The sequence below is a fragment of the Mycobacterium sp. genome (genome assembly GCF_052143115.1).
Classification (GTDB): Bacteria; Actinomycetota; Actinomycetes; order Mycobacteriales; family Mycobacteriaceae; genus Mycobacterium.
On sequence record NZ_JBKQTQ010000182.1, the window covers coordinates 15,580 to 28,764 of the forward strand.

At 66.7% G+C, this 13,185-nt stretch carries 11 protein-coding genes and 1 pseudogene; 6 read left to right on the plus strand and 6 right to left on the minus strand.

Annotation, left to right across the window (positions count from 1 at the left end; all coding sequences use genetic code 11):
- Positions 1-107 precede the first annotated feature (107 nt).
- Positions 108-1,985: pseudogene (locus ACLQI9_RS18915) on the plus strand (DEDD exonuclease domain-containing protein); the annotation flags it as partial.
- Here ACLQI9_RS18915 and trpD read toward each other — a convergent pair.
- A complete protein-coding gene (gene trpD, locus ACLQI9_RS18920) occupies positions 1,923-3,011 on the minus strand; it encodes an anthranilate phosphoribosyltransferase (RefSeq protein ID WP_442381899.1) in 1,089 nt (362 codons plus the stop codon). The pseudogene ACLQI9_RS18915 and the gene trpD sit on opposite strands and share 63 nt — an antisense overlap.
- Positions 3,012-3,134: 123 nt before the next feature.
- Here trpD and ctaE point away from each other — a divergent pair, with 123 nt between their 5' ends.
- The 4 genes from ctaE to qcrB are packed head-to-tail and all read left to right on the plus strand — an operon-like array spanning position 3,135 to position 7,525.
- On the plus strand, positions 3,135-3,746 hold the full coding sequence (gene ctaE, locus ACLQI9_RS18925) for an aa3-type cytochrome oxidase subunit III (protein WP_442381902.1): 612 nt from the start codon (positions 3,135-3,137) through the stop codon (positions 3,744-3,746).
- A complete protein-coding gene (qcrC, locus tag ACLQI9_RS18930; RefSeq protein ID WP_442381904.1) occupies positions 3,743-4,609 on the plus strand; it encodes a cytochrome bc1 complex diheme cytochrome c subunit in 867 nt (288 codons plus the stop codon). Before ctaE ends, qcrC begins: the two co-directional genes overlap by 4 nt.
- Before the next feature lie 46 nt (positions 4,610-4,655).
- On the plus strand, positions 4,656-5,840 hold the full coding sequence (gene qcrA / locus ACLQI9_RS18935; protein WP_442381906.1) for a cytochrome bc1 complex Rieske iron-sulfur subunit: 1,185 nt from the start codon (positions 4,656-4,658) through the stop codon (positions 5,838-5,840).
- Entirely contained in the window at positions 5,837-7,525 is a 1,689-nt protein-coding gene (qcrB, locus tag ACLQI9_RS18940) for a cytochrome bc1 complex cytochrome b subunit (protein ID WP_442381908.1), read from the plus strand. Before qcrA ends, qcrB begins: the two co-directional genes overlap by 4 nt.
- Before the next feature lie 19 nt (positions 7,526-7,544).
- On the opposite strand, the gene ACLQI9_RS18945 is transcribed toward qcrB, so the two are convergent.
- The 4 genes from ACLQI9_RS18945 to ctaC form a co-directional block, all read right to left on the minus strand.
- Positions 7,545-8,180, minus strand: a complete 636-nt coding sequence (locus tag ACLQI9_RS18945) for a DUF2561 family protein (RefSeq protein WP_442381910.1) — start codon at positions 8,178-8,180, stop codon at positions 7,545-7,547.
- Entirely contained in the window at positions 8,180-9,094 is a 915-nt protein-coding gene (locus ACLQI9_RS18950) for an MmpS family transport accessory protein (protein ID WP_442381912.1), read from the minus strand. Before ACLQI9_RS18950 ends, ACLQI9_RS18945 begins: the two co-directional genes overlap by 1 nt.
- Positions 9,095-9,277: 183 nt before the next feature.
- On the minus strand, positions 9,278-9,697 hold the full coding sequence (locus ACLQI9_RS18955) for a cytochrome c oxidase subunit 4 (protein ID WP_442381914.1): 420 nt from the start codon (positions 9,695-9,697) through the stop codon (positions 9,278-9,280).
- A gap of 9 nt (positions 9,698-9,706) precedes the next feature.
- Complete coding sequence (ctaC, locus tag ACLQI9_RS18960) at positions 9,707-10,783, minus strand: aa3-type cytochrome oxidase subunit II (RefSeq protein WP_442381916.1); 1,077 nt, start codon at positions 10,781-10,783, stop codon at positions 9,707-9,709.
- 177 nt (positions 10,784-10,960) lie between these two features.
- Between ctaC and asnB the strand changes: the two genes are divergently transcribed.
- A complete protein-coding gene (asnB, locus tag ACLQI9_RS18965; RefSeq protein WP_442391994.1) occupies positions 10,961-12,922 on the plus strand; it encodes an asparagine synthase (glutamine-hydrolyzing) in 1,962 nt (653 codons plus the stop codon).
- Positions 12,923-12,943: 21 nt separating this feature from the next.
- On the opposite strand, the gene ACLQI9_RS18970 is transcribed toward asnB, so the two are convergent.
- Positions 12,944-13,185, minus strand: a 242-nt coding sequence (locus ACLQI9_RS18970; RefSeq protein ID WP_442391995.1) for a PfkB family carbohydrate kinase, incomplete at its 5' end; no start/stop codon positions are given.

Genomic DNA, 13,185 nt, shown 5'->3' on the forward strand with positions numbered 1-13,185 from the left:
GCCGTCACGCTAACCGCGGGCACCGACATGTTTAACCCGACGCTGCTCCTGCCGACGCGCCGCGCCAAATCCCGTCCATGTCGGTGCGACTGCCTAACGTCGCGGCCATGGGCGCGCCCCCCGCCGAGCAGCTGAGCCTCCCCGACCTCGACGGGGCCGCAGAAATGTCGCTGCGCGAAACCACCTTCGTCGTCGTGGACCTGGAGACCACCGGCGGGCGCATGACCGGCGGAGATGGGACGGCCGCCGACGCCATCACCGAAATCGGGGCGGTCAAAGTACGCGGCGGTGTGGTGCTGGGCGAGTTCGGCACCCTGATCGACCCACAGCGCAGCATCCCGCCGCAGATCGTGCAGCTGACCGGCATCACCACAGCGATGGTGTGCGATGCACCGACCATCGGCGCGGTGTTGCCGATGTTTTTCGAGTTCGCTCGCGACGCGGTCCTGGTGGCCCACAACGCCAGGTTCGACATCGGGTTTTTGCGGGCCGCCGCCGACCGGTGCGGCATCGGATGGCGGCGGCCGCAAGTGCTGTGCACCGTTCAACTGGCCCGCAGGGTGCTCAGCCGCGAGGAAGCCCCCAGCGTGCGGCTGGCAGCGCTGGCGCGGCTGTTCGCCGTCGCCAGCGAGCCCACCCACCGGGCACTCGATGACGCGCGGGCCACCGTCGATGTATTGCACGCGCTCATCGAGCGGGTGGGCAATCAGGGTGTGCACACGTACGCCGACCTGCGCTCGTATCTGCCCGACGTGACGCCGGCGCAACGGCGCAAGCGGGTGCTGGCCGAGGGGTTGCCGCACCGGCCGGGGGTCTATCTGTTCCGTGGGCCGACGGGCGAGGTGCTCTATGTCGGCACTGCAATTGACTTGCGGCGCAGGGTAAGTCAGTACTTCAACGGCTCAGATCAGCGCGGCCGGATTAAAGAGATGGTCGCGCTGGCAGGCACCGTCGAGCACGTCGAATGCGCGCATGCGTTGGAAGCCGGTGTTCGCGAACTGCGGATGCTGAGCGCGCATGCCCCGCCGTACAACCGCCGGTCGAGATTCCCGCATCGCTGGTGGTGGATAGTGCTGAGCAACGAGGCATTCCCTCGGTTTTCGGCGGTGCGAACGCCGCGTCACGATCGCGCGGTCGGCCCGTTTCGCTCCCGAGCCGACGCCGCCGACACCGCCGCGCTGCTGGCGCGGTTCACCGGGGTGCGCACCTGTACCAAGCGGCTGGCCCGTTCGGCGCTGCACGGACCGGCCTGCCCGCAGCATGAGGTTTCGCCGTGCCCCGCTGCTCGTGATGTGATGGCCGGCCAATACGCCGCGGCGCCCGGTCGCGCCGCGGCCTTGATCGACGGCGTGGACAACACCGCTTTGGCCGCGGCCGTCCAGCAGATCGCCGACCTGGCCGGTCGTCAGCGCTACGAGAGCGCCGCCCGGCTGCGCGACCACACCGTGACCGCGGTGGAGGTGCTCTGGCGTGGCCAGCGCCTGCGTGCGTTGGCCACGCTGCCGGAGCTGGTTGCCGCCGCCCCCGACGGCGACGGGGGCTGGCAGCTGGCCGTCATCCGCTACGGCCAGCTCGCCGCGGCAGGCACCGCCCGTCGCGGCGTGCCGCCGATGCCCGTCGTCGACGCCATCCGGGCGGGCGCGCAGGTGGTCCTGCAGCAGCCCGCCCCGCTGGGCGGCGCGCTGGTGGAGGAGACGGCCCTGATCGTGCGCTGGCTGGCGGCACCGGGGGTGCGCATCGTGTGTGTCAGCACCGGCGGCGACGATGCAGAGCGGAGCGATGAGGAGCGCCGCAAGAGCACCGGCGGCGACGATGCAGCCGGCTGGTGTTCCCCGTTGGGATCCGCCGGCCCGTGGGCGGGATGGGCCGCATCGGCCCGCTCGGCGCGGGTGGCCGCCGAACAAGCTGTAACGAGCCGGGACTCAGAGCTGCTGGCCGAACCGCACCCATCGCGCGAGCAGCTGTTCGGCCGCTCCGCTGTCGATCGCGTCGGCGGCGCGGCGCAGCCCGTCTTCCCACGCCGGCAGCCACTCGGCGCGGCTGGATAGCCCGGCATGGGCCACGATCGCGCCCGCGGCGTTGAGCACGACGGCGTCGCGCACCGAGCCCTTTGCGCCGGCCAGCACCGAGCGTGCCTCCGCCGCATTGGCCGTCGCATCGCCGCCCTTCAAGTCGTCGAGCTCGGCGCGGGCGAACCCGAACCCGGCGGGATCGAATGTCAGCTTGTCCACCGTGCCGGCCTGTACTCGCCAGATCGTGCTGGTCGTGGTGGTGGTCAGCTCGTCGAGGCCGTCATCACCGTGCACCACCAGAACACTGGACCGGCGTGCGGCGAAAACGCCCGCCATCACTTCGGCCAGGTCGGCGAACGCACAGCCGATCAGCCCGGCTCGTGGTCGTCCCGGATTGGTCAGTGGCCCAAGAAGATTGAACACCGTCGGCACACCGACTTCACGACGCGTCACCGACGCGTGCCGGTACGACGGATGAAACTGCGGCGCGAAGCAGAATCCGATTCCAACTTCGGCGACACTGCGTGCGACGTCGTCGGGACCCAGATCGATGCGAACCCCCAGCGCCTCCAGGGTGTCGGCGCCGCCGGCCAGCGAGGAGGCCGCCCGGTTGCCGTGCTTGACCACCGGCACGCCGGCCGCCGCCACTACGATCGCCGCCATGGTGGACAGGTTGACGGTACTGACGCCGTCACCACCGGTGCCCACCACATCGACGGTGTCGGTTCCGATCTGCTCGGTGGGCAGCCGGCGGGCGTGCTGCAGCATCACGTCGGCCAGCTCGGTGACCTCCGCGGCCGTCGGGATCTTCATCTTCAGCGCTACGGCGAAGGCAGCGATCTGTGCCGGGGTCGCGGATCCGGTCATGATCTGCTCCATGGCCCAGCCGGCGTGACCGCGTGGCAGGTTGTGCCCCGCGGTCAACGTCGTGAGGACCTGCGGCCACGACAGCGGTTCGCCCGGGGGCCGCTGCGATGACCCGGAAGCTGACACCGCCACACCGCAGATGGTCCCATGGCGATCGCAAGCTCGGCCAAGCCGGGCGCGACGAAACAAAATTCCGTTCGTCAAATTCCCGCCCCGAGTGGAGGTCGACAACTACAAAGCGTCATACTTGCGGATGTGACGAGTGCGGTAGGGACCTCGGGTACTGCAATCACGGCGCGCGTACATTCGCTCAACCGACCCAACATGGTCAGTGTCGGCACCATAGTCTGGCTTTCCAGTGAACTGATGTTCTTTGCTGGGCTGTTCGCGTTCTACTTCACGGCGCGCGCCCAGGCCGGCGGCAACTGGCCGCCTCCGCCGACCGAACTGAACCTCTACCAAGCCGTCCCGGTCACGCTGGTGCTGATCGCCTCGTCGTTCACCTGCCAGATGGGGGTTTTCGCGGCGGAGCGCGGCGACGTGTTCGGGTTGCGCCGCTGGTATGTGCTCACCTTTGCGATGGGATTGTTTTTCGTCCTCGGGCAGGCCTACGAGTACCACCACCTGATGAGCCACGGGACCACCATCCCCAGCAGCGCTTACGGCAGCGTTTTCTATCTGGCCACCGGCTTCCACGGCTTGCACGTCATCGGCGGGCTGATCGCCTTCATCTTCCTGCTGGCCCGAACCACGATGAGCAAGTTCACCCCGGCGCAGGCGACCGCGTCGATCGTCGTTTCCTACTACTGGCACTTCGTCGACATCGTCTGGATCGCCTTGTTCGCCACGATCTATTTCATCCGATGACCAGCGCGCGCAAGGACAGGAGTGCTCGGTTGAAGAGACTGGGTTTGGCCCGATCGCTGAGTGATCGGGCGCGGCGTCGCCTGCGCCGCCGTTTGTCGGCGGGACTGCTGCTGGTGGTGGCACTTTCGGCGGCCGGTGGGCTGGCCGCCGTCTTGACCCCCAGCCCGCAAGTGGCTGTTGCAGACGAGTCGTCGTCGGCGCTGCTGCGGACCGGGAAGCAGCTTTTCGACACCTCGTGCGTGACGTGCCACGGCGCCAACCTGCAGGGCGTGCCCGACCGCGGGCCGAGCCTGATCGGCGTCGGCGAGGCCGCGGTCTATTTCCAGCTGTCTTCGGGCCGGATGCCGGCGGTGCGCGGGGAAGCCCAGGCGGTCCGCAAAGACCCGATCTTCGACGGCCCGCAGATCGACGCGCTGGGCGCCTACGTGGAAGCCAACGGCGGCGGACCCACCGTGGTGCGCAACCCCGACGGCAGTATCGCGATGCATTCGCTGCGCGGTGATGACATCGGCCGCGGCGGCGACCTGTTCCGGCTGAACTGCTCCTCGTGTCACAACTTCACCGGTAAGGGCGGCGCGCTGTCGTCCGGCAAATTCGCGCCCGACCTGGAGCCGGCCAACGAGCAGCAGATCCTCGACGCGATGCTGACCGGTCCGCAGAACATGCCGAAGTTCTCCGACCGTCAGCTCTCCTTCGATGCCAAGAAAGACATCATCGCCTACGTGAAATCCGTTACGGAGGAACGTAGTCCGGGCGGCAACGGCCTGGGCGGGTTCGGCCCCGCCCCCGAGGGCATGGCGATGTGGATCATCGGGATGGTCGCCATCATCGGCGCGGCGCTCTGGATTGGGGCACGATCATGAGCGTCGCGACGATGCAGAGCGAAGCGATGAGGAGGAGCGGCGCACAATGAGTGACGACGCGAAAGGCACCGGCCAGCCCACCGATGCCGAACTGAACGCCATGTCGCGTGACGAACTCGTCGTTCTCGGCGGCCGGATCGATGGCGTGGAGACCGTCTACAAGGAGCCGCGGTGGCCGGTTGCCGGCACCAAGGCCGAGAAGCGGGCCGAACGCCTCGTCGCGACATGGCTTTTGCTGGGCGGGTTCTTCGGGTTCGCGCTGCTGGTCGTTTTTCTGTTCTGGCCGTGGGAGTACAAACCGCATGGAGCCCAGGGCAGCTTCTTGTACTCCCTGACTACCCCGCTCTACGGCCTGACTTTCGGGCTGTCCGTTCTGTGCATCGCCGTGGGCGCGGTGCTCTTCCAGAAAAAGTTCATCCCCGAAGAGATTTCGATTCAGGACCGCCACGACGGCGCCGGCTCCGGGTCTGCCGAGATCGACCGCAAGACCGTGGCCGCCAACCTGACCGACGCGTTCGAGGGTTCGACGCTGCGGCGCCGCAAACTGATCGGCCTGTCGCTGGGCGCCGGGCTCGGCGCATTCGGGCTCGGCACTCTGGTGGCATTTGCCGGCGGCCTTATCGAGAACCCGTGGAAACCGGTGGTGCAGACCGCCGACGGCAAGAAAGCCGTGCTGTGGACCTCGGGCTGGACGCCGCGCTATCACGGCGAGACGATCCACGTGGCCCGGTCCACCGGCGAAAGCCTAGGAGCGCCATTCGTCAAGATGCGGCCCGAAGACATCGAAGCCGGCGGCATGGAGACGGTCTTCCCGTGGCGCGAGTCCGACGGTGACGGCACCACGGTGGAATCACACGAAAAGCTGACAGCCATCCTGACCGCCGTCCGCAACCCGGTGATGCTGATCCGCATCAAGCCCGCCGACATGTCGCGGGTAGTGAAGCGAAAAGGCCAGGAGAGCTTCAACTTCGGTGAGCTGTTCGCCTTCACCAAGGTCTGCTCGCACCTGGGTTGTCCCTCATCGCTTTACGAGCAGCAGTCCTATCGCATCCTGTGCCCATGCCACCAGTCGCAGTTCGACGCATTGCATTACGCCACACCGATTTTCGGGCCGGCCGCGCGCGCGTTGGCACAGCTGCCCCTCACCATTGACGCCGACGGGTACCTCGTCGCCAACGGCGACTTCATCGAGCCTGTCGGACCGGCATTTTGGGAGCGCACAACATCATGAGTCCAAAACTGAGTCCGCCCAAACCGCCCCAGATCGGTGACGTCCTGACCCGCCAGGCCGAGGATATCGACACCCGCTATCACCCCTCGGCTGCGGTGCGCCGCCAACTCAACAAGGTGTTCCCGACGCACTGGTCGTTCCTGCTCGGTGAGATCGCGATGTACAGCTTCATCATCCTGCTGTTGACCGGCGTCTACCTCACGCTGTTCTTCGACCCCTCCATGAACGACGTCACCTACAACGGCGCCTACCAGCCGCTGCGCGGCGTGGAAATGTCGAAGGCCTACGCGTCCACACTCGACATCAGCTTCGAGGTGCGCGGCGGCCTGTTCGTCCGCCAGGTGCACCACTGGGCCGCGCTGATGTTCTCCGCCGCGATCATGGTGCACCTGGCCCGTATCTTCTTCACCGGTGCGTTCCGGCGGCCCCGCGAAGCCAACTGGGTCATCGGTTCACTGCTGCTGATCCTGTCCATGTTCGAGGGCTACTTCGGCTACTCGCTGCCCGACGACCTCTTGTCAGGCATCGGCCTGCGTGCCGCACTCTCCTCAATCACGCTGGGAATGCCGGTGATCGGCACCTGGCTGCACTGGGCCCTGTTTGGCGGTGACTTCCCCTGCGGCGGTGTGGGAGACAACTGCACCGCGGCCGGCTACATCATCCCGCGCCTGTACGGGCTGCACATCCTGCTGCTGCCGGGGATCATGCTGGCGCTGATCGGCGCACACCTGGCGTTCGTGTGGTTCCAGAAGCACACCCAGTTCCCCGGCCCCGGACGGACCGAGCACAATGTCGTCGGCGTGCGAGTGATGCCGATATTCGCCGTCAAATCAGGCGCCTTCTTCGCGCTGACCACCGGGATTCTCGGCCTGATGGGTGGCCTGCTGCAGATCAACCCGATCTGGAACCTGGGTCCCTACAAGCCATCTCAAGTTTCAGCAGGCAGCCAGCCCGACTTCTACATGATGTGGACCGAAGGCCTGGCCCGTATCTGGCCGTCGTGGGAGTTCTACATCGGCCACCACACCATCCCCGCGGTGGTCTGGGTCGCGATAATCATGGGCCTGGTTTTCGCGCTGCTGATTATCTACCCGTTCCTGGAGAAGCGGTTCAGCGGTGACTACGCCCACCACAACCTGCTGCAGCGCCCGCGTGATGTGCCGGTACGCACCGCGATCGGAGCCATGGCGATCGCCTTCTACATGGTGCTCACCCTTAGCGCGATGAACGACGTCATCGCCTGGAAATTCCACATCTCGCTCAACGCGACGACCTGGATCGGGCGCATCGGCATGATCGTGCTGCCGCCGTTCGTCTACTTCATCACCTACCGATGGGCCATCGGCCTGCAACGCAGCGACCGCGCCATCCTCGAGCACGGCATCGAAACCGGGATCATCAAACGCCTGCCAGACGGCGCCTACATCGAACTACACCAGCCACTGGGCCCCGTCGACGACCACGGCCACCCCGTGCCGCTGGAATACCAAGGCGCCGCGGTACCGGTCAAGATGAACAAGCTCGGCTCTGGCGGCTCACCGGGCTCGGGCAGCTTCCTGTTCGCCGACCCCGCGTCCGAAGACGCCGCGCTCTCCGAGGCCCACCACGCCGCCGAACAACGCGCCCTCACCGCACTGCGGGAGCACCAGGACGGCAGCAACGGCTCATCGAACGGCCACCACTAGCAGCGAACCGCTTGGACGGTTATGCGGCGAGCGTGCGGCGTAGCTGGCGCAGCTGTTGCCACGGCACCAACGGCATGATCAGCGTGACGAAGCCGGCGATCCCGTAGCTGGTCCACGAGAAGGCATCGTGGCCGATGGCCATCAGGTAGGTGGCCACCGCGACCGCGAGCAGCGCTACCCCTATGGTGATCATCAAAGCGGCGGTGCCGCGCAGCCAGACGCGGTCCACTGCCGCGTCCGACAAGGCCGGCCGTAGCGTGGTCAACCGCTCGGTATGGCCCTGCCCCGTGATCGTCGGCGCAGGCGTGTGCTCGGCCCTGATGGGCTGCCCACTCGTTGTGCGTGCTGTCGCCCTCGCCGATCGCGTGAGCGGCCCGTCCCGCGTGGTGCGACGGGCACGCAGCAGCATCGGAATCGACGCCAAGATGATCAGCGCGGAGATGACGATGATCGCGTAGAGCACCGACGAGGTGTGCGGGTTCCCTTTCGGGTCGTGGAAGCCCCGGCCGAGGTCCGTCAGCGCGACGATGGCCGCCACGCTCATCCCCACCAACGCCAGCCAGACGACGGCGCACGACCCAACCAGTATGCGATCGGCGGTAACGGGCGCGATCTTGCCCCGCGCGCCCCAGACTTGGGAGTACCGGTCGACCATCAGCAGTTCGTCTGCGGCTGGTTGTTTTCGTTCGATGACAACACCTTGCCGTCGCTGGTGGTGATCGAGCAGTTGAGCTTGCTCAACCGCAGCAAGCTGGACGCCTCGACCGAACCGACATCGGACTGCGAGATCGGTGTCAGCGTGAGGGTCCACGGGATGTAGACGTTGTTCAGGATCCGTCGCATTCCAGAGGCGTCGGTATAGGTGATCGTGATCTGGTCAAACGGCGCCTTGCTGCCGGTCACCGAGTAGGTGACCTGCCGGGGTGCTGCGGGAGGGGCGCCCGCGGGCGGCGGCGCCGCGGCGGGGGGCGCCGGTGCAGGGGCCGGTGCAGGAGCAGGCGGTGGCGGCGGTGCCTCGGTCGGCGGCGGAGGCGGCGGTGGCGGAGCCTCGCTGGTCTGCGGCGGCGGTGGTGGTGGCGGGACGCTGGTCGGCGGCGGCGGAAGCGGCGCGGGTGGCGGTGTGGTGACGATGATCTCGTCCTGCATCGGCGGCGTCGATGTGGGCGCAGTGCTGGGTGTCGCCATCTGGTTGGTACCGGTGCGAGCGAACAGCAGCGACACCGACACCACCAGGGCGATCGCGGCGGCAATCGCGGCAATGCCGACGATCCACGGCCAGCGTGGCGCCGTGGCGTCTTCGTCGGCTAGCTCGTCGTACCTGTCGTAGTCGTAGAGGTCCAGGTCGGCGGGCACATACGGGCCGCTGGTGACGTGTTCGGACTCCGGAGCCGAGTAAGCCCGCGAATAGATATCGGTCCGGGCTGTCTCGCCGTCCTGTTCGGTCCCGTCCCCGGTCAACTTCTCGCCGAATTCGCTGCCGCCCTCTTCGAATTCGGTGTCGCCTTCGCTGGGCTCGACTCCGGGTTCCACTTCTTCGGACTCCGGTCCTGGTGGATTGGGCCCGCTCATGTTTGCCTGTCCTGTCCGACTACTTCACCGACGCGCGCAGCACCGGGGCTGTGTTGTTGAGCGCGCGCTCCGATGTTCCTCATTGTGCCTCGGAAACCCTACCCAACCGTTACCTGCGCGGCATTCTCGGTGAACGGGTCACGGATCAACTGATGCCCTGATTGTGACCTTTGCGGGCGCCGACTAGTGCTTCTCCGGACCGAGGTAGTACTCGAAGACCAACCCGGCCGCCGAGCTCAGGACAAACACCACCCCGGCGACGATCAACCACGGCAGCCACAACGCAATGCCGACCGCGGTTACCGAGCCGGACAGCGCGATCAGAATCGGCCACCAGCTATGCGGGCTGAAAAAACCCAGTTCGCCTGCGCCGTCGCTGATCTCAGCGCCCTCGTAATCCTCGGGGCGGGTGTCGAGCCGGCGTGCCACGAAGCGGAAGAACGTCGCCACGATCAGCGCCATTCCAGAGGTCAGCGCCAGCGCCGTAGTGCCGGCCCACTCGATGCCCCCGGTGGCGAACAAGCTGGTCAGCACGGCGTAAAGCACCGTGCAGAACACGAAGAACGCGGCCACGAATTCGTACAGCCTGGCTTCGATATGCATGGGGGCTTCCTAGTTACTCGCTTGGGGCGCACGCTCGCCGCGGCGGGTCTCGAACGGGTGAGTGGTGACCGCGACCGGCGACTGGGCGATCGCCTGCAAGGCCTGGGCATTGGTCTTACCGGCGATCCGCTGCTGCAGGTAGGCCTTGAAGTCGTTGGGCTGCACCACCCGGACCTCGAAGTTCATCATCGAGTGATAGGTGCCGCACATTTCGGCGCAGCGACCCACGAATGCCCCGGTCTGGTTGATGTCAGCGACCTGGAAGACGTTCACCGAATGGTTTTCATGCGGATAGGGCATCACGTCCCGCTTGAACAGGAACTCCGGCACCCAGAAAGCGTGGACGACGTCGGCGGAGGCCAGCTGGAACTCGATGCGCTTGCCCGCAGGCAGCACCAGTACTGGGATCTCGGTGCTGGTACCCACCGTCTCGACCTTGTCGTAGTTCAGATAGCTGCGGTCTTGCATGGTGATTCCATGGTCGGGACCGGGAATCTCCTCACCCTGCTTGTTCTGGGCTTCCGATTTGGAGACCATTGCCGCTTTGCGGGCCGGGTCGGCTCCGTCAAAATTGAGCGTGGCGTCCTTGAAATCGACCTTCTGGTAACCGAACTTCCAGTTCCACTGGAACGACGTGACGTCGACCACGACCTCCGGGTCGGACGCCAGGTGCAGCATCTTCTCCTGCACCACCACGGTGAAGTAGAACAGCACCGAGATGATCAGGAACGGCGTCACGGTCAGCACCAGCTCCAGCGGCATGTTGTAGCCGAACTGGCGGGGCAATTCGGTGTCGGTGGGTTTCCAGCGGTGAAAAGCGCTGGTCCAGAAGATCAGGCCCCAGACGATCGCGCCGACCACCAGGGATGCGATCACTGCGCCGACCCACAGCTGCCGGTTGTAGTCGGCCTCCGGGGTGATGCCCCTCGGCCAGCCCATGCCCAAGACCTCCGACCAACTGCATCCGCTCAGCGTGACCGCCAGCGTGCCGAGCAGGCCGGCCAAAACCAGCAGTCGAAGCCGGCGGGAGCCTGCGGAGCGGCTTCCCAACAAGCCCTGCGAACGGCCTGGTCCGCGAGGTGTCACCGTGGCTCCTCCTGAATCACAAGCTGGGACCGACAGCAAGCATGTCGAATACTACGCAGCGTAGACCACGCCAGGTAATCAAGCCGTGTCGGAGCCCCCGCGCCCGCCCCCCGACCGCCGGCCGGCCCGCGACCTGCGGCAGCTCCGACCTTGCCGCGTTGCGGCATACTGGGCGCGATGTGTGGACTGCTGGCCTTCGTGAGCGCTGCGGCCGGCGGTGACTCGTCGAGCGGTGCCCGCGCTACGGCCGACGCCGTCGCCCGCGCATCGCACCTGATGCGCCACCGTGGACCCGACGAGCCGGGCACCTGGGCCGATCCCGCCGGGACCGTCGTGTTCGGCTTCAACCGGCTGTCCATCATCGACATCGCCCACTCGCATCAACCGCTGCGCTGGGGGCCACCGGAAAGCCCGGGCCGGTATGAGTTGGTGTTCAACGGCGAGATTTACAACTACCTGGAGCTGCGGGCCGAGCTCGCCGAGCGGCACGGCGCCGTCTTCGCCACCGACGGCGACGGTGAGGCCATCGTCGCCGCCTATCACTACTGGGGCGCCGACGCCCTGACCCGGCTGCGGGGCATGTTCGCCTTCGCGCTGTGGGACGACGTCGTCGGCGAATTATTCTGCGCCCGTGACCCTTTCGGCATCAAACCGTTGTTCATGGCGACCGGAACCGGCGGCACCGCGGTAGCCAGCGAAAAGAAATGCCTGCTGGAACTGGCCGACGTGATCGGTTTCGACACAGCCATCGATTTGCGCGCTGTACAGCACTACACGGTGCTGCAGTATGTGCCCGAACCCGAGACCCTGCACCGCGGCATGCGCCGGCTCGAGTCCGGCTGTTATGCGCGGATTCGTCCTGGTACAGCCGCACCGGACACGACTCGCTACTTCGTGCCGCGCTTCGCCGCGACACCGATTACCCGGGACACCGAGCAGGCTCGCTACGACGAGATCACCGCGGTGCTGGAGGATTCTGTGGCCAAGCACATGCGCGCCGACGTGACTGTCGGCGCCTTTCTGTCGGGTGGCATCGACTCGACGGCAATCGCGGCGCTGGCCATCCGGCACAACCCCCGGCTGATCACCTTCACCACCGGGTTCGAGCGTGAGGGATTCTCCGAGATCGACGTCGCGGTGGCATCGGCGGAAGCGATCGGTGCGCGGCACGTCGCCAAGGTGGTGGCTCCCGACGAGTTCGTCGCCGCCTTACCCGAGATCGTGTGGTATCTCGACGAGCCGGTGGCCGACCCTGCGCTGGTGCCACTCTTCTTCGTCGCCCGCGAGGCGCGAAAGCACGTCAAGGTGGTGCTCTCCGGGGAGGGCGCCGACGAGCTTTTCGGCGGGTACACCATCTACCGGGAGCCGTTGTCGCTCAAGCCTTTCGACTATCTGCCCGGGCCGCTGCGACGCTCGATGGGAACGTTGTCCAAACCCCTGCCGGACGGCATGCGCGGCAAAAGCCTGCTGCACCGCGGATCGCTGACGCTTCAGCAGCGTTACTACGGCAACGCGCGCAGCTTCTCCGACGCGCAGCTGCAGGACGTGTTGCCCGGGTTCCGGCCGGATTGGACGCATACCGACGTGACGGAACCGCTGTACGCCGAATCAGCGGACTGGGACCCGGTGGCTCGTATGCAACACATCGACCTGTTCACCTGGCTGCGCGGCGACATTCTGGTCAAGGCCGACAAGATGACGATGGCCAACTCACTGGAGCTTCGGGTGCCGTTCCTGGACCCGGAGGTGTTCGCCGTCGCCTCGCGGTTGCCGGTAGAGGCGAAGATCACCCGCACGACCACCAAGTACGCGTTGCGGCGCGCGCTGGAGCCCATCGTTCCGGCGCATGTGCTGCACCGGCCCAAGCTCGGGTTCCCGGTGCCGATCCGGCATTGGCTGAGGGCGGGCGAACTGCTGGAGTGGGCCTACGCGTTGGTGGACTCGTCGCAGGCCAGTTCATTGGTCGACTTTGTCGACCCAGCCGCCGTGCGCCGCATGCTCGACGAGCACCGAAGCGGCGCCAGTGACCACAGCCGCCGGCTGTGGACCGTGCTGATCTTCATGCTTTGGCACGCCATCTTCGTCGAGGGCAGCGTGGTGCCGCAGATCAGCGAGCCGCACTACCCGGTCCAGCTCTGACGGCGAGCGGGCGAGCAGAATTCAGGCCAGCACGGCGCTGATCTCGGCGGAGGCGTCGTCGCCGTAGGCGCCGGCCAGCCGGGTCGCCGCGATCTCGTGGTCCCAGGTCCACTCCTGGGTTCCCGTCGACTCCAGCACCAGCACGGCGACGAGCGAGCCCAGCTGCGCGGAACGCTCCAGGCTGAGACCCGCGCTGCGGCCCGTGAGGAATCCGGCCCGGAAGGCGTCGCCGACCCCCGTGGGGTCGGTCTGGCTGATCTCGG